An 18,764-nucleotide genomic window follows, 5' to 3' on the forward strand; every position below is an offset into this window, starting at 1 on the left:
AAATTTAGTCGGTTGGCGTCGGTATCCGAGATAGAGTTTGACGAACCGGCGGCATGGCGACCCTCGTGCCGGACCGGACCAACCAACGGGAATTCGACCATGTCGGACCTAGACCGTAACTACGCTTCTCCTTTCGGCAGGGCCGCCGGGCGTGTTGACGCCGCGACGGTCGATGCCGGCCTGCGCGCCTATATGCTGCGCATCTACAACTACATGAGCATTGGCCTCGCCATCACCGGCCTTGCCGCGCTCGGCGTCTACATGGCTGCCGTGACCGACGTTCCGACGGCGGAATCCGTCCGCGTCGGCAAGCTGTTCCTGACCCCGTTCGGCTACGCGATGTTCGTCAGCCCGCTGAAATGGCTGTTCATGCTCGCGCCGCTCGCCATGGTGTTCGTGATCTCGGCGGGCATCAACCGTCTCGCTCCCTCGACCGCCCAGATCCTGTTCTGGGTGTTCGCGGCGCTGATGGGCATCTCGCTGTCGTCGATCTTCCTGGTGTTCACGCACACCTCGATCGTGCGGGTGTTCTTCATCACTGCGGCCACCTTCGGTGCGCTGAGCCTCTACGGCTACACCACCAAGCGTGACCTGACCGGCATGGGCTCGTTCCTGTTCATGGGCCTGATCGGCATCATCATCGCGAGCCTGGTGAATCTGTTCCTGGCGAGCTCGATGCTGCAGTTCATCGTGTCGGTGGTCGGCGTGCTGGTGTTCGCGGGCCTCACCGCCTGGGATACCCAGCGGCTGAAGAACGACTACATCTACGGCTACGCTTCGGCCGGCGGTGACATCGCAGAGCGTGCGGCCATCACCGGCGCGCTGTCGCTGTACCTGAACTTCATCAACCTGTTCACGCTGCTGCTGCAGCTCCTCGGTCAGCGCGACTAAGCGCAACGACGAGGAACGGATAGGAACCCCGGCCGAAAGGCCGGGGTTTTTGTTTGGGGGGTGGGTGGCGCTTGTAGCCCGGATGGAGCGCAGCGCAATCCGGGACAGTCCTTTCCGCGGATAAGGCGGCCCCGGATTACGCTTCCCTCCATCCGGGCTACAAGGCCACGAGTGCCGCCTCTTCCTCCTCGTCATTGCTCGCGCAGCGAAGCAATCCAGAGTCCCTCCGCAGATGCATTTCTGGATTGCTTCGATGCGTTCGCAATGACGGGTGGGGCAACATCGTTGCCCCTTTCAGCGGAAGCGGGAAGGCTCTAATCTTGCCGCCATGTCCGCACCTGAAATCAGGCCTACAACGGAGGCCGACCTTCCCGCCATCACCGCCATCTACCAGCAGGCCGTCCGCGAGGGCACCGCGACGTTCGAGCTGGAGCCGCCCGACCTCGTGGAGATGACGCGCCGTTATCGCGCGCTGGTCGACGGCGGCTATCCCTATTTCGTCGCTATCCTCGACGGCCGCGTGGCCGGCTATGCCTATGCCGGCGCCTACCGCCCGCGCCCGGCTTACCGCTTCACGGTCGAGAACTCGATCTATCTCGATCCCTCCTTCCACCGCCGCGGTGTCGGATCAAAGCTGCTGGAGCGGCTGGTCGCCGAATGCGAGGCGCGCGGCTTCCGCCAGATGATCGCGGTGATCGGCGATTCCGCCAATGCCGGCTCGATCGGCGTGCACACCAAGGGCGGCTTCAAGATGATCGGCACGCATCCCAATGTCGGGCTGAAATTCGGCCGCTGGCTGGATACGGTGATGATGCAGCGCGACCTCGGCGAGGGCGCGAAGACGGTGCCGACAAAGTAGGTCTCGTAGGGTGGGCAAAGCGACACCCGGGACCACCGCGAGACAAAACCCGGATGTCGCTGCGCTCATCTGGGCTACGAAGAATTCGCCACATCACTGCTGTCGTAGGGTGGGCAAAGCGAAGCGTGCCCACGATTCGTGGCGATAGAGAAAGGACGTGGGCACGGCGCTATCGCGCCTTTGCCCACCCTACGGCACCGTCTATGTGGCTACACCACCGCCAGCTTCCGATCGATCACCAGCAGCACGCGCTCCAGCTCGTGGCCGCGGCGCAGGATCAGGCCGGTCGCCGAGATCACGCTGTACATGCCCTGCTTGCGCGCCAGCCGCGGATCCTTCTCGATGCGATAGATCGGCACTTCCGAGGCACGGCGATAGACCGAGAACACGGCGCGATCCCTCAGGAAGTCGATGGCATAATCGCGCCATTCGCCGTCGGCGACCATGCGGCCGTAGAGATTGAGAATACGATGCAGCTCGAGCCGGTTGAACGTCACCCGGCTCAGTTGCGTCGCCGCCGCGGCGGGGCGGGCCGCCGCGCGCTGCTCGCTCGGATCGGCATCCTCCGACAGACTCATGGAGCGCTTCCTCATCGCACGGCATGACCCGAATCCGCGAAGACCGTCCCCGGAACCTGGATCATGACAGCTGCATGATTGCGCCAACCGGCCACCGCCGCAAGGGGCTCCTGATTCAACCGGTCGAATCGGTTACGAATCGGGGCACACGCTATGGTGGAACTCCCTCGCGGCAAACCGTCACGGGATCGTTAGCAGGAATCATACTCTCGCCGCTTTTCCGCCTAGCGACTGCCGCCCTGCATTGCGAAAAGACTCACGTGCGTTGACCCGGTCCTTTCGGTTCCGGATTCCTCAGCCCCCAGCCCCCCGGGGTCGAACAGGATCGGGTCTGTACGCGCGACAAGGAGGGCCAACGCAAGTTGGTCCTTTTTTGTTTGTGTCGGGATGTTTCTGCCCCGGCGAAATTCTCCTTTCATCAGCGCCAACAGTCTCTCCCCTCATCCTGAGGAGCCGCGCGCCCTTCGCGCGTCGTCTCGAAGGATCGAGGCCGAGCTGCGTGAGCGGGGCCTGCATGGTTCTCACGGCGATGCGAAGCATCGTCCGGTAGACGCGCGCAAGATCGCGCTCCTCACCATGAGGGTGGCAGTGAGTACGACGCTAGAGAATTGAAATCAGTGCAGCGACGTGTAGGCCGCACCCAGCATCGTGCCGGGCTTCTCGCGGCTGCCGTCCTGGACATAGACCACCGCGCCGTCGACGCCGTCGCGCGTGAGGTTCTCGATCGGCACCGTCCAGCTTTCCGAACGCCCGGTCCAGTCACCGACCTTGAGCAGGTTGCGCACCACGTTGTGATAGGTGACCTGCTGTCCGCGATTCTCGCCTCGGGTGATTGCGATCGGGACTGACTTGGCGATCGAACAGATCCAGACCTCGCCATGCGAGACGGCCGGCTCGTTGCTCGCCGCCACCGATACGTTGATCTGCTTGCCCGCGAGCGACATCGTCACCGGCACGCTCATCACGCCCGTGCCCTTGTCGGTCTTGCCGATCGCGCTCTCGATGCCGGCACGATCGCTGCCGATGACATGGGTGGAGCCGTTGACCACAACCTGCGGCGTGTAGACCTCGCGATCACCGCGCATGCGCGAATAAGCACGCTGCCGTGCAGAGAAGCGCGAATCCGCCAGCGTGTCCTTCCAACCCAGATAGTCCCAATAGTCGATCGGCATGCTCAGCGCGATGATCGACGGGTCTTTGGAGAGATCGCCGATGATCTGGTCGGCGGGCGGGCAGGAGGAGCAGCCCTGCGAGGTAAACAATTCGACAACGGCGCGGGGATCGGCTTCGGCAGGACGGATGACGGCGACGATCGCACAGATGCCGAGAGCTCCCGACCAGAGAGCACCGGACCAACGTGAAACCAGATGAGAAGCCGTCATTGTTGTCATGTCGAACGCCGCACACCATTGCTCGTGGGAAGGAGAACTTATCGCCGGATGGTCACCGTAGTCTTACGGGGCGCGACACACCCGACCGCCCAGGCCAACCGTCCGAAAGGAGGTTTTCCGCCGGGCGGGCCCATCTGGAGCATGCCGCAAACGCACGAAGGCGGCCTTGTGATAGGCCGCCTTCGTTTAACCTTCTACTCACGTCGCGGTGAGCCACCGTTCACAAATTCGCGCTTAGGCCGCGAGCTTGCGCAGCACGTAGTGCAGGATACCGCCGTTCCGGTAGTAGTCGAGCTCGTCCAGCGTATCGATGCGGCAGAGCAGCGAAACGCGCTGCAGCGAACCGTCGCCGGAGACGATCTCCGCGGTCAGCTTCTGGCGCGGCTTGAGATCGCCGACGAGGCCACGCAGCGTGACCTTCTCGTCGCCCTTCAGGCCGAGCGACGACCAGGAGGTGCCCTCCTCGAAGGTCAGCGGCAGCACGCCCATGCCGACCAGGTTGGAGCGATGGATGCGCTCGAAGCTCTGGCAGATCACGGCGCGCACGCCGAGCAGGCGCGTGCCCTTGGCGGCCCAGTCGCGCGAGGAGCCGTTGCCGTATTCGGCGCCGGCGAACACCACCAGCGGCACCTGCTCCTGCTGGTACTTCATCGCGGCGTCGTAGATCGACATCTGCTCACCGTCGGGCCAGTGCTTGGTCAGGCCGCCCTCAGGGATATTTCCATCCGCGCCCTTCAACATGAAGTTCTTGATGCGGATGTTGGCGAAGGTGCCGCGCATCATCACTTCATGATTGCCGCGGCGCGTGCCGTACTGGTTGAAGTCGGCGGGACGCACCTGGTGCTCGCTGAGATATTTTCCAGCCGGAGAGGTAAGCTTGATCGAACCGGCCGGCGAGATGTGGTCGGTGGTGATCTTGTCGCCGAACATGGCGAGGATGCGGGCCTCGACGATGTCGGTGACCGGCTCCGGCTCCTTCTTCATGCCGTCGAAATAAGGCGGGTTCTGCACATAGGTCGAAGACATGTTCCAGCGATAGGTCTCGCTCTCGACGGTCTTGATCTTGCGCCAGTTGGTGTCGCCCTTGAACACGTCGGCATACTTCTTCTTGAAGATCGACGCGGTCACGAACTTCTTCATGAAGGCGTTGATCTCCTTGGTCGTCGGCCAGATGTCCTTGAGGTACACCGGCTTGCCGTCCTTGCCCTCGCCGAGCGGCTCGACGGCGAGGTTCTTGGTGACGCTGCCCGCGAGCGCGTGCGCGACCACCAGCGGCGGCGAGGCCAGATAGTTCGCCTGCACGTCGGGCGAGACGCGGCCTTCGAAGTTGCGGTTACCTGAGAGCACGGCCGCGGCGACGATGCCGTTGTCGTTGATCGACTTCGAGATCTCCTCGGGCAGCGGACCCGAATTGCCGATGCAGGTGGTGCAGCCGAAGCCGACCAGGTTGAAGCCGACCTTGTCGAGATCCTTCTGCAGACCGGAATCGGCGAGATAGCCGGCGACGACCTGGCTGCCCGGCGCGAGCGAGGTCTTCACCCACGGTTTTGCTTTCAGGCCCTTCGCGGCGGCGTTACGGGCCAGCAGGCCGGCGCCGATCAGCACGCTCGGGTTCGAGGTGTTGGTGCAGGAGGTGATGGCGGCGATCACGACGTCGCCATGGCCGATCTCGAAGTCCTTGCCTTCGACGGCGAAGCGCTTGCTGGGCTCCTCTGCCTTCTTGTACTCGGTGCCGAGAGCGAGCGAGAAGCCTTCGGCGACCGACGGCAGCGCGATGCGGCCTTCGGGACGCTTCGGACCGGCCATCGACGGCACGACGTCGGCGAGATCGAGCGTCAGCGTCTCCGTGAACACCGGATCGGCCGACTTGGCGGTGCGGAACAGCCCCTGCGCCTTGGCATAGGTCTGCACCAGCGCGACGCGCGGCGCCGCACGGCCGGAGGTCTTGAGATAGTCGATCGCGGCGGCGTCAACCGGGAAGAAGCCGCAGGTCGCGCCATATTCGGGCGCCATGTTGGCGATGGTCGCCTTGTCGGCAACCGAGAGATTGTCGAGGCCGGGGCCGAAGAACTCGACGAACTTGCCGACAACGCCGAGCTTGCGCAGCATCTGCGTCACGGTGAGCACGAGGTCGGTCGCGGTGACGCCTTCCTTCATCGCGCCCTTCAGCTTGAAGCCGACGACGTTGGGCAGCAGCATCGACAGCGGCTGGCCGAGCATGCAGGCTTCCGCCTCGATGCCGCCGACGCCCCAGCCGAGCACGGCGAGCCCGTTGACCATGGTGGTGTGGGAGTCGGTGCCGACCAGCGAATCGGGATAGGCGACCTCGAAGGTGCCGGTCTTCTTGCCGACCGTCATCTTCTCCTTCTTGGTCCAAACCGTCTGGGAGAGATATTCGAGATTGACCTGGTGGCAGATGCCGGTGCCGGGCGGCACGACCGAGAAGTTCGAGAACGCCTTCTGGCCCCATTTCAGGAACTCGTAGCGCTCCTGGTTCTGCTTGTATTCCTCGGTGACGTTCTTGCCGAAGGCCTTGTTGTCGCCGAAGAAGTTCACGATCACGGAATGGTCGATGACGAGATCGACCGGCACCAGCGGATTGATCTTCTCGGCGTCACCGCCAAGCTTCTGCATCGCGTTGCGCATCGCGGCGAGGTCGACCACCGCGGGCACGCCGGTGAAGTCCTGCATCAGCACGCGCGCCGGGCGGAAGGCGATCTCATGCTCCAGCGACTTCTTGCGCAGCCATTTCGAGACCGCGACGATGTCCTCTTTCTTGACCGAGCGGCCGTCCTCGTTGCGCAGGAGGTTCTCGAGCAGGACCTTCATCGAATAGGGAAGTTTCGAGATTCCCTTCAGACCATTCTTCTCGGCCGTGGGCAGGCTGTAATAGACATAGGTCTTGGCGCCGACCTTGAGGGTCTTTTTGCATTTGAAGCTGTCGAGCGAGGTCATGTAGGAATCCCAATTGTTAGTTATACCCGGCAGGGTATTTTAACACCGTTAGCGTATCAGGCTGGGCCGCTTGCAGGGGCAGGTTGAGTTGCTGCATCAAGTAGTTCCGGGCTTATAGAAGCTTTCTAACCGCGCCGCCACAGCCACAATCGTACCGCAGCATTCGCGAGCCAAAAATTCCCATGCGCTACCCCAAGTTTTCCTGAGGCCCGGCTTGAGCGGGGTGGACCAAGGCAAGATGCAGCTGTCCGGGCGCGGGGTCGTTTGCGTGCGCGGCGGCCGCGAGGTGTTTGCCGGGCTCGATTTCGAGGCTGTCGCCGGCGAAGCGGTCGCGGTCGTCGGCCGCAACGGGTCGGGCAAGACCTCGCTGCTGCGGCTGATCGCGGGTCTGCTCGTTCCGGCAGGCGGTAAGATCGCGCTGGAGGGCGGCGATGCCGAGCTGACGCTGCCCGAGCAGTGCCACTATCTCGGCCATCGCGATGCCCTGAAGCCGGCGCTCAGCGTGGCGGAAAACCTGACTTTCTGGGCCGATTTCCTTGGGGGAGAGCGTTCTGACTTCGCCGAGAGCCTCGCCACGGTGGGGCTCGAGCATGCCACCCACCTGCCCGCCGGCTTTTTGTCCGCCGGCCAGCGCCGCCGGCTGTCGCTGGCGCGCCTTTTGACCGTGCGGCGCCCGATCTGGCTGCTGGATGAGCCGACCAATGCGCTGGACGTGACGGGACAGGACATGTTCGGCGGCCTGATGCGCGAGCATCTTTCGCGCGGCGGCCTGATCGTCGCGGCAACCCATGCACCATTGGGGATCGAATCGCGGCAGCTGCGGATCGGGGGTGTGGCGTGAGGCGACACGACCCTCAGCTTTCCGAGCGGCTGGGCCCCGCTCTCTCCGTTCCCTCCTCACTCGCCCATCTCGGACCCGGGAAGCAGGCGTCGCCGCGGGCTCCCTCGCCTCTCCCGCTTGCGGGAGAGGTCGGCATAGGCGGCCCTTGGCCGCCATTCCTTAAAAAGGCCGATGCTTTGCATCGGCTATGGCGCCGGGTGAGGGTTCTTTCCTCTGGGGGAATCTTCGTTGCCGAGACACCCTCTCCCCGACCCTCCCCCGCAAGCGGGGGAGGGAGCGCACCGTCCTCGGGGCATGAAAGGGCCACCCCATGACCGCCCTCTCAGCCCTCGTCCGCCGGGACGTCAGGATCGCGCTCCGCGTTGGCGGCGGGGCGCTGATTGGCGTGCTGTTCTTCCTGACCGTGGTGGTGCTGATGCCGTTCGCGGTCGGGCCGGATTTGGCGCTGCTGTCGCGGCTGGGGCCGGCCATCCTCTGGCTCGGCGCGCTGCTGGCGAGCCTGCTCACCCTCGACCGGCTGTTCATGGCCGACCACGAGGACGGCTCGCTCGACCTGATCACGATGAGCCGGACGCCGCTGGAACTCGCCTGCGCCGCCAAGGCGCTGGCGCATTGGCTGGCTGCCGGCCTGCCGCTGATTGTCGCAACCCCCGTGCTCGGCCTCTTGCTCAACCTCGACATGGTCGCGACCGGCGCGGTGGCGCTGACGCTGCTGGCCGGCACCCCGGCGCTGACGTTTACCGGCATGATCGGTGCGGCGCTGGCGGTGACGCTGCACCGCGGCGGGCTGCTGATGGCGGTGCTGGTGCTGCCGCTGTCGATTCCCGTGCTGATCTTCGGGGTGGCGGCCTCGCAGGCCGTGATCGTTGGCCCGATGACGTTCGGCGCACCATTCTCGATCCTGTGCGCGCTGTCCCTGGTCAGCCTCGTGATCGGCCCCTTCGCAGCCGCAGCGAGCCTGCGGCACGGGCTCGATTGAGATGCGCGCGATTGACCTTGACCCCGATCAACTTTCGTCCCTCGCTTTCGTGCTGATTGCCTGAGCGGCCACCGATGATTATCAGGGTACCATGACGCTGATCGACCTCGCCAACCCCACGCGGTTCCTCACGCTGACAGCGCGGGTCTTGCCGTGGCTTGCGGCCGCGACCGTCCTGCTGCTTGCAATCGGTCTCTATCAAGCCGCGTTTGCGCCCGACGACTATCAGCAGGGCGCGACCGTGAAGATCATGTTCATCCACGTCCCCAATGCCTGGCTGTCGATGTTCGTCTGGGGCGTGATGAGCATCGCCTCGCTGGGCACGCTGGTATGGCGGCATCCGCTCGCCGACGTCGCCGCCAAGGCCGCAGCGCCGATCGGCGCCGCCTTCACCTTCCTCGCACTGCTGACGGGCTCGCTGTGGGGCCGGCCGATGTGGGGCACCTATTGGGAATGGGATGCGCGGCTGACTTCGGTGCTGATCCTGTTCCTGATGTATCTCGGCCTGATGGCGCTGTGGCGCGCGGTCGACGATCCCTCGCGCGCCGCACGCGCCGCCGCGGTGCTGACCCTCGTCGGCGCGCTCAACCTGCCGATCATCAAGTTCTCGGTCGACTGGTGGAACACGCTGCACCAGCCGGCCTCGGTGATGCGCATGGGCGGCTCCGCGCTCGACAAGTCGTTCCTGATTCCGCTGCTGGTGATGGCGATCGCCTTCACGCTGCTGTTCGTCACGCTGCATCTGGCGGCGATGCGCAACGAGATCCTGCGCCGCCGTGTCCGCTCCCTGCAAATGATGCAGGCAAGCCGTGTCGCGTTCTCCGGCGAAATGGGCGCCGGTGCGCGCGGACAAAACGCGTCGAAAGAAATTGGGGCCGCAGGATGATGTCGCTCGGCCCTTATGCATCCTTCATCGTGACATCCTATGCCGCAGCGGCCCTCGTGGTCGCGATCCTGATCGGCTGGATCGTGCTCGATTATCGCAACCAGACGCAGCGCCTGCGCGAACTCGACCGCAGCGGCATCACCCGCCGCTCCGGCCGTAGCGCCATGGACGCATCATGAGCGAACGATCGACCTCCGCACCGCCGCAGCGCCGCACTTTCCTGATGGTGCTGCCGCTGATCGCGTTCATCGGCCTTGCGCTGCTGTTCTGGTTCCGGCTCGGCAGCGGCGATCCCTCGCGAATTCCCTCCGCGCTGATCGGCCGTCCGGCGCCGCAGACGGCGCTGCCACCGCTCGAGGGATTGCAGATCGACAACGCGCAGGTGCCGGGCCTCGACCCCGCCGCGTTCAGGGGCAAGGTCAGCCTGGTCAATGTCTGGGCGTCCTGGTGCGTGCCGTGCCACGACGAGGCGCCGCTTTTGACCGAGTTCGCCAAGGACAAGCGCTTCCAGCTCGTCGGCATCAACTACAAGGACGCGGCCGACAACGCGCGCCGCTTCCTCGGGCGCTACGGCAACCCGTTCAGCCGGGTCGGCGTCGACGCCAACGGCCGTGCCTCGATCGAATGGGGCGTCTATGGCGTGCCCGAAACCTTCGTCGTCGGTCGCGAAGGCACCATCGTCTACAAGCTGGTCGGCCCGATCACGCCGGACAATCTGCGGACGGTGCTGTTGCCCCAGATGGAGAAGGCGCTGAAGGCAGCGGGAAGCTGAGCGCCGCGCTCGTGCCACACGCTCAACTGTCATCGCCCGACTTGATCGGGCGATCCAGTATTCCAGAGACGTCAGTCGTATACGGAAAAGCTGTGGCGTACTGGATGCCCCGGTCAAGCCGGGGCATGACAGCGGTATGTGGAGCGACGCTTCGGCCTATCCCTTCCGCACATCCCCCGCTTCCGCCTCGCTCGCCTCGAGCGACGCGGGCTCGATCCCGTAGCGCTTGGTCAGCGGCATCTGGGCGATGGCGAAGATCATCGTGATCGGGGTGACGCCGAACACCTTGAAGTTCACCCAGAAGTCCGTGCTCTGGGTGCGCCAGACGATCTCGTTCAGCACCGCCATGCCGGCAAAGAACAGCGCCCAGCGCAGCGTGAGGATACGCCAGCCCTGCGGCGTCAGATTGAACATCTGGTCGAACATCACGGCGATGAAGGAGCGGCCGAACAACAGACCGCCGCCGAGGATCGCAGCGAACAGGCCGTAGATGATGGTCGGCTTGAGCTTGATGAAGGTCTCGTCGTGCAGCACCAGCGTCAGCGTGCCGAACACCAGCACGATCACGCCTGTGACGATCGCCATGATCGGGATGTGGCGCGTCACGACGTAGGAGGCGACCATTGCCGCCACGATCGCGACCATGAAGGCGCCGGTCGCGGCGAACAGATTGAACTTCGCGTTCACGAAGAAGAACACGAGCAGCGGCCCGAGTTCGGTCGCGAGCTTGAACAGCGGATGCGGCTGGGTCTTGTCCATTCTTCAGCTTTCGATTCCGGCGATGGCGCGGGCGAAATCGCGCGCGGTGAACGGCGCGAGATCGTCGACGCCTTCGCCGACGCCGATGAAATGCACCGGCAGTTTGAACTTTTCCGCGAGCGCCACCAGAATGCCGCCGCGGGCGGTGCCGTCGAGCTTGGTCATCACGAGGCCGGTGACCCCGGCGGTGCGATGGAAAGCCTCGACCTGCGACAGCGCGTTCTGGCCGACGGTGGCATCGAGCACAAGCAGCACGGCATGCGGCGCAGTGTCATCCACCTTGCGGATCACACGCACCACCTTTTCGAGCTCGTTCATCAGCTCGGCCTTGTTCTGCAACCGGCCGGCGGTGTCGATCAGGAGCACGTCGATATTCTGCTCCTTGGCCGCCGTCAGCGCGTTGAAGGCGAGGCTTGCCGAATCCGAGCCCTGCGCGCCCGCAATTACGGGCGTCTTCGTCCGCTCGCCCCACACCTTCAGTTGCTCGATCGCCGCAGCGCGAAACGTGTCGCCGGCAGCCAGCATCACCTTGCGGCCTTCGGAGGCGAATTTCTGCGAGAGCTTTCCGATCGTGGTGGTCTTGCCGGAGCCGTTGACGCCGACCACGAGGATCACGAACGGCTTTTTGGCCGCATCGATCACGAGCGGTTTTGCCACGGGCGACAGCACCTTCTCGACCTCGGTGGCGACGACGTCCTTGACCTCGTCCGCCGAGATCGCCTTGTCGTAACGGCCGGTGCCGACGGCGTCCGCGATCCGCACCGCGACTGACGTGCCGAGGTCGGCGCGCAGCAGCACGTCCTCGATGTCGTCGAGCATGGCGCGGTCGAGCTTGCGCTTGGTGACGAGGTCGGCGACCGCGGTCCCGAGCGAGGACGAGGTGCGCTTCAGCCCGTTGGACAGGCGGCGCCACCAGCTCAGCTTGGGGGGATCTGACGTGGTATCGTTCATGGCGGGGGTGTGTTAGCCGTTCCGGCTGCCAAACGAAAGTCTTGACCGAAAGCCTTGCAATTGCTCGATGTTCCCCAATTGACGGCCGATGAAATTCTGGCCCGCGTGCTCCATCGCGACGGGCTGATGCTGGTCATCGACAAGCCGGCCGGCCTTCCCGTGCATCGCGGTCCCAAGGGCGGCGCCAATCTGGAGGCCTCGTTCGACGCGCTCTGTTTCGGCCTGCCGCGGCCGCCGGTGCTGGCTCACCGGCTGGACAAGGACACCTCCGGCTGCCTCGTGCTCGGCCGCCACCGCAAGGCGACGGCCTCGCTCGGCCTCCTGTTCAAGCACGGCAAGATCGGCAAGACCTACTGGACCGTGGTCGAGGGCGGGCCAACCGAGGACGAGGGCACCGTCGACATGCCGCTCGGCCGGCTCAATGCCGAACGCGGCTGGTGGCAGAAGCCTGATCCGGAGGGACAGAAGGCGATCACCAACTGGAAAGTGATGGGCCGGGGCGACGGCTTTACCTGGCTGGCCATGGAACCGGTGACCGGGCGGACCCATCAATTGCGGGTGCATTCGGCCGCGACCGGCTGGCCGATCTTCGGCGATAACATTTACGGCAACGGCCCGCGTTTCGGCGAGCCGAAGCTGCACCTGCATTCCCGCGAGATCGTGGTGCCGATCTCCCGGAACAAGGAGCCCGTCCGCGTCGTGGCGCCGGCCCCGCCCCACATGCACGAAAAGCTCCGCGCCTGCGGCTGGAACGGGGAATAGCCGCGGTGTCGCTCAACCTCTCCCGCTTGCGGGAGGGGTCGCGCCGAAGGCGCGGGTGAGGGTTCTCTCCTCTTGGGGACTGTCCCATTGCGGAGACAACCCTCTCCCCAGCCCTCCCCCGCAAGCGGGGGAGGGAGCGCACCGCATTCGCGGCGGAAGCTCGCCAAGCTAGCTGCCTTCCGCCCATGGTTTACGAAACGTTCAGTGCTCGCCGCTAATGATGACGGTTGCTTAGAACAAGCTTCTGTAACCGCTCAGGATGAGCAGGGCGTGATGTCCAAGGCCGAGCTATCGATCATCGAAGAGGTCGAATCCGCGATTCGCGCAGGCTCGGCGGAAAAGGGCCTGGAAACGGCCCGGCGCGTCACCGATCTGTTCCTCTCCTCTGCCGGCAAATTCGATGACGAGCAGATCGCGCTGTTCGACGAGGTGCTCGAGCGCCTGATCGGCACCATCGAGCTGCGGGCGCTTGCCGACATGGGCGCACGCATCGCGCTCGCCGAGATCAGCGCGCAGCTGGCGCCGATCGCGCAGGCGCCGCCCTCGGTAATCCGCCGCCTCGCCAGCAATGACGAGATCCGCATCGCCGGTCCCGTGCTGCAGGAATCGGCCCGCCTCGACGACGGCGAGCTGGTGAAGATCGCCTCGAGCAAGGGCGAGCCGCATCTGCTGGCGGTCGCCGGCCGCTGGTGGCTGAAGGAGATCGTCACCGACGCACTTCTGGCGCGGCGCTATCCCAGCGTCAGCCGGCGGCTCGCCGCCAATCCCGGCGCGCGCGTCTCCGGAAACGGATTCGCCGTCATGATCGGGCAGGCCGAAGCCGATCCCGAACTTGCCGTCAGCGTCGGCGTCCGCGTCGACCTGCCGTCGGAGCTGCGCCGCCGATTGCTGCGCTCGGCGAGCGACGCCGTGCGCGCCCGCCTGCTGTCGCGCGCGCCGCCGCATCTGTTCGAGGAAATCCAGAGTGCGATCGCCGCCGTCACCGTCGGTGTCGATCGCCAGATGTCTGGCGTCCGCGATTTCGAAGGCGCCAAGCGGGCGATTGCAATGCTCAAGGCGACCAGCCAGCTCAGCGAAGCGACACTGCTCGGTTTCGCCACGCAGCGGCGCTATGAAGAGACCGCCGCGGCGCTGGCCGCATTGTCCGGATCGACCGTCGAGGTGATCCGCCCGCTGATGCAGAGCCTGCGCGACGACGGCTTGCTGGTGCCGTGCAAGGCGGCGCAGCTCAGCTGGGAAACCGCGGTGGCCGTGCTCGAAAGCCGTTTTGCCACAGGCGCCATGAAGCCGGCCGATCTTGCACGGGCGCAAGGGCACTACGCGCGGATGACGCCCGAGAATGCGAAGCGGACGCTGCGGTTCTGGCAGGTCAGGGCGTCGTAGGGGGCGCGCGTTCCGCGGACGAAGTATCCACACTCTCGGTGTCGTCCCTGCGAACGCAGGGACCCATAACCACAGGGAGAAGTTTGGCGAAGATTCGCAATTCGGTACTGCGACCATCCACAGCCGATAAATCACGCGGTATCGGTCCCTGCGTCCGCAGGGACGACGCTGGGGATATAGCGCGTCGCAACTCGCCGTAGCCCGACTAAGCAGTCAGCCGCTCGCCATCGCTGCTAACAATCCTGCGCGGCACCACGCTTCCCACGCGCCCGCCCGCGATCGCCACCGGCAGATAGTGCTCCGTGCGGCCCTGCGTCTCGCCCTCGATCAGCACCTCGCGCGTGGCACCGATCTCGGCTTGCAGCCGCCGCCGTAGTGCCGTTTCGCCCGCCGCACGCAGCCGCTTCGCGCGCTCCTTGATCGCCGGCCCCGCCACCTGCGGCATCCGCGCGGCCGGCGTGCCCGGGCGGGGCGAATAGGGGAAGACGTGCAGGAATGTCAGGCCGCATTCCTCGACCAGATCGAGCGAGCGCGAGAACATCTCCTCCGTCTCGGTCGGGAAACCCGCGATGATGTCGGCGCCGAAGGCGATGTCCGGGCGCAGGCGGCGGACCTGCTCGCAGAACGCGATCGCGTCCTGCCGCGAATGGCGCCGCTTCATGCGCTTCAAGATCATGTCGTCGCCGGACTGCAACGACAGATGCAGATGCGGCATCAGCCGCGCATCGCCGGCGATGGCGTCAAGCAGATCGGCATCCGCCTCGATCGAATCGATCGAGGAAATGCGCAGGCGCTTCAACTCCGGCACGTGCCGCAAGATCTGCTTCGTCAGCATGCCGAGCTTCGGCGCGCCCGGAAGGTCAGCACCGTAGCTGGTGAGATCGACACCGGTCAGCACGATCTCGGCATGGCCGCGTTCGGCCAGCGTCCGCACCTGCTCGACCACCGCACCCATCGGTACCGAGCGCGAATTGCCGCGGCCATAGGGGATGATGCAGAAGGTGCAGCGATGGTCACAGCCGTTCTGCACCTGCACGAACACGCGCGGCAGGCCGCTCGCATAGCCGTCGATCAGATGCGGCGCCATCTCCCTCACGGCCATGATGTCGCTGACGGCGATCTTCTCGCCGGCGCCGAGATCGAAGGCATCGCGGGCATCGCGCCACACGGATGACCGCATCTTGTCGTCATTGCCGACGACGCGATCGACCTCGGTCATGTCGGCGAACATCGCAGCTTGCGTCTGCGCCGCGCAACCGGTGACGACGATGCGCGCGTCGGGCCGTTCGCGCTTCAGCTTGCGGATCGATTGCCGCGCCTGCGCCACCGCCTCATTGGTGACGGCGCAACTGTTGATGACGATAGTGTCGGAGAGTCCAGCGCCCTCGGCCTCGCGGCGGATCACCTCGGCCTCGAAGGCGTTGAGGCGGCAGCCAAAGGTGACGACGTCGACGGCCATCAGGCGACCGGCGCAAACAGCGCCGGATCGAACCTGCCCTCATATTCGAAGGTCGCAGTGCCCGTCATCAGCACGTGGTCGTCGCGCTCGCGCCATTCGATGCCGAGCTTGCCGCCGGGCAGCGTAATCTCGACATTGCGCTCGACACGCTTCAGGCGGGCCGCGGCCACTGCCGTTGCGCAGGCCGCCGAGCCGCAGGCCCTGGTCAGGCCGGCACCGCGTTCCCAGGTGCGGATCGTGATGTGCTTGTCATCGACGATATGGGCGAGCGTGATGTTGGCGCGCTCCGGGAAGATCGGATGGTTTTCGAGCAGCGGACCGAAACGCTCGAGATCATAGGCGTTGACGTCGTCGACCCAGAAGATCGCATGCGGATTGCCCATGCTCACCACGGAGGGCGAATGCAGGATGGGATTGTCGATCGGCCCGATCTGCAATTCGATGTAGCGGGTATCGCGGAACTCTTCCGCCAGCGGAATGTCCTGCCAGCCGAACTTCGGCGCACCCATATCGACGGTGTAGAGATCGGGCGCCGGGCCTTGCCAGGCATTGAGCAAGCCGGCCGCCGTCTCGAACGTCGCGGCGGTCTGCCCGTTCTTCTCGAAGATGCGCCGCACCACACAGCGCATGCCGTTGCCGCAGGCGCCTGCCTCCGAGCCGTCATTGTTGTAGATGCGGATGAAGGCTTCGGTGCCGTCGAGCCGCGGCTTCTGCAGCACCATGAGCTGGTCATAGGCCACACCGCCGTTCGCAGACGCCACCGCGCGGGCGTCGTCCGGCGTCACCGGGCCCGCAGAATCGCGCATGTCGACAACGACGATCTCGTTGCCGATGCCGTTCATCTTGGCAAATGCGTGATTGGCGAGCGCGCTCATGAAAATTCCCGAATTTCGCCTGTCTTATATGGCGATCCTTGCCGGCTTGGCCAGTGATTTGCGGTCGGCGGCCGAGCGGTCTGCCATGACGCATCTGTCATGGGACGAATTCCGCGCCCGCGTGTTAGAACGGCGCAGCTCGCCGCGAACCGGGATGCGCGGCCGGGCTCAAGCCGGATTAGGCCTTGGTGGGCAAGGTCTTGCTGATGAAGGGCCTTGGTTAAGGCCTTGGGGAGAATAAAAATGATCAGGTTTCGTCGTCTTGCTCTGGCCGCGCTGATCCCGGCAGCGGCCTTGTCGCTTGGCCTGCCTGAGGTTCTGGCGCAAACCCCGAGCCCGGCACCGGCGGCCTCGGCAAGTCCCTCGCCGGCCCCATCGGCTTCTCCCGCCCCGGCCGCGAGCGCCTCGCCGGCCCCTGCGGCGACGGCCTCACCCGCGCCGTTGCCTGCCGCCAGCGCGTCGCCGGCCCCGACAACGTCGCCCTCGCCCGCAGCCAGCGCCTCACCCAGCCCAACGGCCCCGCCACCGGCGGCGGCCGCAACACCTGCCCCGGTGCAAACCGCCGATCCGTTCGGCCTGGAGACCACGCTCGAGGCCAAGAAGGTCGTGATGGTCAAGGGCACTGCCAATTGGGACTCGGCCTTCGACACGCTGATCGATGCCTTCAAGGCACTGAACACGCTCCTGGACAAGCAGGGCATCAAGCCATCAGGCAATGCGATGATCGTCTACACCTCGACGGACGATACCGGCTTCACCTTCCTTGCCGAGATCCCTGTCGAGCAGGATCCCAAGAACCTCGCCAAAGACATGAGCATCGGCAAGTCGCCGGAAGGCAAGGTGCTGAAATTCGTCCATCGCGGCTCCTACGACAACATGGACAACACCTATGAGGCGATTACCAACCACCTCGACGACAAGAGGCTGGAAGCCAAGGACACGTTCATCGAGGAATACCTCACCGATCCGCTGAGGACGGCAGAGGACAAGCTCGTGATCAACGTTTTCGTGCCGCTGAAGTGAGACCAATGAAAAAGACTGCCATACTTGCTACGTCCCTTGCCGCCGTTTTCGCCGCCACGCTGCTGACAACGCCCGCGCTTGCCGATGATTTTCCATCCGCCATTACGGTGAGCGGCGAAGCCAACATTTCCGCGGCGCCCGATCTCGCACAGATCGACGCCGGCGTCGCCAACGACGCCAAGACGGCGAAGGAAGCGTCCGACGCCAACAACGCCGCGATGGGCAAGGTGCTGCTGGCGCTGAAGGGCGCCGGCATCGCCGAGAAGGATTACCAGACCTCGCGCCTGTCGCTTCAGCCGCAATACGGCCAGAACAAATCCACCGGCGCCTCGCCCGTGGTCGGCTTCCGCGCTTCGAACCGCGTCACCGTGAAAATTCGCGACGTGACCAAGGTCGCCGGCGTCATCGACACGCTGGTCAGCGCCGGCGCCAACGACATCGGCAACATCTCCTTCGAGGTGACGCAGGCGTCAAAACTGCTGGACGACGCGCGCGAGCAGGCGATCGTGGACGCCCGCCGCAAGGCCGAGATCTACGCCAAGGCCACCGGCGTGACGCTGGGCGCGCCGCTCAGCGTCACCGAGGGCGGCGGCCCGGTGCCGCTGTTCAAGGGGCGGATGGCTGCCGAACCGATGGCCAGAGCATCCACTGCCGTCGCGCCGGGCGAAGAAACGCTGTCGGTGACGGTGAATGTGAGCTGGGCGATCAAGCAGGGGCAGTAGTCCCGTTCATAAGAGGAACGTCGCCGCAACACCATTGGTGCAGTCCCTGCGAACGCGTTCGCAGGGACTGATCATGCATGCCCGTTAATGGAGGCTCGCGGCGAGTCTTTCCGTTGATGAATCGGCCCATCGCCCAAGTTGCTGTATCCAGTATGTCGCTGAGCGAGGCGACCGATCAAACGTCCGGCGGCAGTGGATAGCATTGTTGCCTGATCAATCATTCGCGCTGATATCAGTAAAAAGGAAACCCGCCGGCGTCTTGGTAAAGACGAAGATGAGCTCGCCGCAGAAGACGAAGTAACTGTCGTTCTTATAATCGTCGCGATCGTAGACGGCCTTGCCGCGCTGGATACACGCGCGATTTTTCGCCGTGAACGAGGTCCGATAGGTCTTGGCGCCAAATTGCGCGGCGTCGCGAATTGCGTTGTCGTTCATGAACGGCAATCGTGTCATACCGGCGACGGCGACGGAATCGTTTGCCTTCAGCGCCGCGCGAAACTTCTCGATGAAGCCATCGAATTCCTTCTGCAAGGCAGGAGAAGCGACGGCGTTCTTCGCCCGGGCGACGGCTGGAGCAAGGTTCACAAGAGCGGTTGCGAGCACAATTCTCAGCAAAAATCCCACAGGCCGGCTCCATCCATCGATCAATCAAGGTCTTCCGACCGAAAGAAATCCATG

At 64.8% G+C, this 18,764-nt stretch carries 20 protein-coding genes; 12 read left to right on the plus strand and 8 right to left on the minus strand.

The features are described 5' to 3' along the window. Positions 1-99: 99 nt before the first annotated feature. Both GGD65_RS20570 and GGD65_RS20575 read left to right on the plus strand, forming a co-directional pair. Positions 100-891, plus strand: a complete 792-nt coding sequence (locus tag GGD65_RS20570) for a Bax inhibitor-1/YccA family protein (RefSeq protein ID WP_018318880.1) — start codon at positions 100-102, stop codon at positions 889-891. 328 nt (positions 892-1,219) lie between these two features. After that, a complete protein-coding gene (locus tag GGD65_RS20575) occupies positions 1,220-1,750 on the plus strand; it encodes a GNAT family N-acetyltransferase (protein ID WP_018318881.1) in 531 nt (176 codons plus the stop codon). A 209-nt stretch (positions 1,751-1,959) separates the two neighbouring features. On the opposite strand, the gene GGD65_RS20580 is transcribed toward GGD65_RS20575, so the two are convergent. The 3 genes from GGD65_RS20580 to acnA form a co-directional block, all read right to left on the minus strand. Further along, positions 1,960-2,328 (minus strand): DUF2794 domain-containing protein, encoded by a 369-nt coding sequence (locus GGD65_RS20580; RefSeq protein WP_018318882.1) that lies wholly within the window; start codon positions 2,326-2,328, stop codon positions 1,960-1,962. A gap of 614 nt (positions 2,329-2,942) precedes the next feature. After that, the gene (locus GGD65_RS20585) at positions 2,943-3,719 is read right to left on the minus strand and encodes a thioredoxin family protein (protein ID WP_179732308.1); all 777 of its coding nucleotides are present in this window, start codon (positions 3,717-3,719) and stop codon (positions 2,943-2,945) included. A 234-nt stretch (positions 3,720-3,953) separates the two neighbouring features. Then, on the minus strand, positions 3,954-6,674 hold the full coding sequence (gene acnA, locus GGD65_RS20590) for an aconitate hydratase AcnA (RefSeq protein WP_183236450.1): 2,721 nt from the start codon (positions 6,672-6,674) through the stop codon (positions 3,954-3,956). 238 nt (positions 6,675-6,912) lie between these two features. Between acnA and ccmA the strand changes: the two genes are divergently transcribed. From ccmA to GGD65_RS20615, 5 genes are all read left to right on the plus strand, one after another. Then, positions 6,913-7,515, plus strand: coding sequence for a heme ABC exporter ATP-binding protein CcmA (gene ccmA / locus GGD65_RS20595; RefSeq protein WP_026202088.1), 603 nt, complete (start codon positions 6,913-6,915; stop codon positions 7,513-7,515). Between the two features lie 310 nt (positions 7,516-7,825). Continuing rightward, positions 7,826-8,494 (plus strand): heme exporter protein CcmB, encoded by a 669-nt coding sequence (gene ccmB / locus GGD65_RS20600; RefSeq protein WP_179732312.1) that lies wholly within the window; start codon positions 7,826-7,828, stop codon positions 8,492-8,494. A gap of 91 nt (positions 8,495-8,585) precedes the next feature. Further along, the gene (locus tag GGD65_RS20605) at positions 8,586-9,380 is read left to right on the plus strand and encodes a heme ABC transporter permease (RefSeq protein ID WP_183236451.1); all 795 of its coding nucleotides are present in this window, start codon (positions 8,586-8,588) and stop codon (positions 9,378-9,380) included. After that, complete coding sequence (gene ccmD, locus GGD65_RS20610; RefSeq protein WP_018318888.1) at positions 9,377-9,559, plus strand: heme exporter protein CcmD; 183 nt, start codon at positions 9,377-9,379, stop codon at positions 9,557-9,559. Before GGD65_RS20605 ends, ccmD begins: the two co-directional genes overlap by 4 nt. After that, a complete protein-coding gene (locus GGD65_RS20615; protein WP_018318889.1) occupies positions 9,556-10,152 on the plus strand; it encodes a DsbE family thiol:disulfide interchange protein in 597 nt (198 codons plus the stop codon). The genes ccmD and GGD65_RS20615 overlap by 4 nt, the downstream gene beginning before the upstream one ends. 156 nt (positions 10,153-10,308) lie before the next feature. Here the strand turns inward: GGD65_RS20615 and GGD65_RS20620 are convergent, their stop codons facing one another. Both GGD65_RS20620 and ftsY read right to left on the minus strand, forming a co-directional pair. Then, the gene (locus tag GGD65_RS20620) at positions 10,309-10,911 is read right to left on the minus strand and encodes a septation protein A (protein WP_018318890.1); all 603 of its coding nucleotides are present in this window, start codon (positions 10,909-10,911) and stop codon (positions 10,309-10,311) included. Between the two features lie 3 nt (positions 10,912-10,914). After that, positions 10,915-11,862 carry a signal recognition particle-docking protein FtsY gene (gene ftsY / locus GGD65_RS20625; RefSeq protein WP_018318891.1) on the minus strand — a complete coding sequence of 316 codons (948 nt, stop codon included), beginning with the start codon at positions 11,860-11,862 and terminating at the stop codon, positions 10,915-10,917. A 60-nt stretch (positions 11,863-11,922) separates the two neighbouring features. On the opposite strand from ftsY, the gene GGD65_RS20630 reads away from it, so the two are divergent. Both GGD65_RS20630 and GGD65_RS20635 read left to right on the plus strand, forming a co-directional pair. Continuing rightward, the gene (locus tag GGD65_RS20630) at positions 11,923-12,624 is read left to right on the plus strand and encodes an RluA family pseudouridine synthase (protein WP_183236452.1); all 702 of its coding nucleotides are present in this window, start codon (positions 11,923-11,925) and stop codon (positions 12,622-12,624) included. Between the two features lie 273 nt (positions 12,625-12,897). Continuing rightward, positions 12,898-14,007, plus strand: a complete 1,110-nt coding sequence (locus tag GGD65_RS20635) for a DUF2336 domain-containing protein (protein WP_183236453.1) — start codon at positions 12,898-12,900, stop codon at positions 14,005-14,007. A 205-nt stretch (positions 14,008-14,212) separates the two neighbouring features. On the opposite strand, the gene mtaB is transcribed toward GGD65_RS20635, so the two are convergent. Further along, on the minus strand, positions 14,213-15,466 hold the full coding sequence (gene mtaB / locus GGD65_RS20640) for a tRNA (N(6)-L-threonylcarbamoyladenosine(37)-C(2))-methylthiotransferase MtaB (protein ID WP_183236454.1): 1,254 nt from the start codon (positions 15,464-15,466) through the stop codon (positions 14,213-14,215). Further along, on the minus strand, positions 15,466-16,341 hold the full coding sequence (gene dapF / locus GGD65_RS20645) for a diaminopimelate epimerase (protein ID WP_179732320.1): 876 nt from the start codon (positions 16,339-16,341) through the stop codon (positions 15,466-15,468). Before dapF ends, mtaB begins: the two co-directional genes overlap by 1 nt. Between dapF and GGD65_RS20650 the strand changes: the two genes are divergently transcribed. Genes GGD65_RS20650 through GGD65_RS20660 form a run of 3 tightly spaced genes read left to right on the plus strand, consistent with a single transcriptional unit; the run spans position 16,340 to position 18,086 of the window. Continuing rightward, positions 16,340-16,582 (plus strand): hypothetical protein, encoded by a 243-nt coding sequence (locus tag GGD65_RS20650; RefSeq protein ID WP_179732322.1) that lies wholly within the window; start codon positions 16,340-16,342, stop codon positions 16,580-16,582. The genes dapF and GGD65_RS20650 overlap by 2 nt on opposite strands. Before the next feature lie 2 nt (positions 16,583-16,584). Continuing rightward, complete coding sequence (locus tag GGD65_RS20655; RefSeq protein WP_183236455.1) at positions 16,585-17,364, plus strand: GyrI-like domain-containing protein; 780 nt, start codon at positions 16,585-16,587, stop codon at positions 17,362-17,364. Between the two features lie 5 nt (positions 17,365-17,369). Further along, positions 17,370-18,086, plus strand: coding sequence for an SIMPL domain-containing protein (locus GGD65_RS20660; RefSeq protein ID WP_183236456.1), 717 nt, complete (start codon positions 17,370-17,372; stop codon positions 18,084-18,086). A 213-nt stretch (positions 18,087-18,299) separates the two neighbouring features. Here GGD65_RS20660 and GGD65_RS20665 read toward each other — a convergent pair whose 3' ends face one another. Further along, the gene (locus GGD65_RS20665) at positions 18,300-18,710 is read right to left on the minus strand and encodes a hypothetical protein (RefSeq protein ID WP_312017727.1); all 411 of its coding nucleotides are present in this window, start codon (positions 18,708-18,710) and stop codon (positions 18,300-18,302) included. Positions 18,711-18,764: the final 54 nt, after the last annotated feature.

It is taken from the genome of Bradyrhizobium sp. CIR18, from assembly GCF_014198295.1.
Taxonomy (GTDB): domain Bacteria; phylum Pseudomonadota; class Alphaproteobacteria; order Rhizobiales; family Xanthobacteraceae; genus Bradyrhizobium.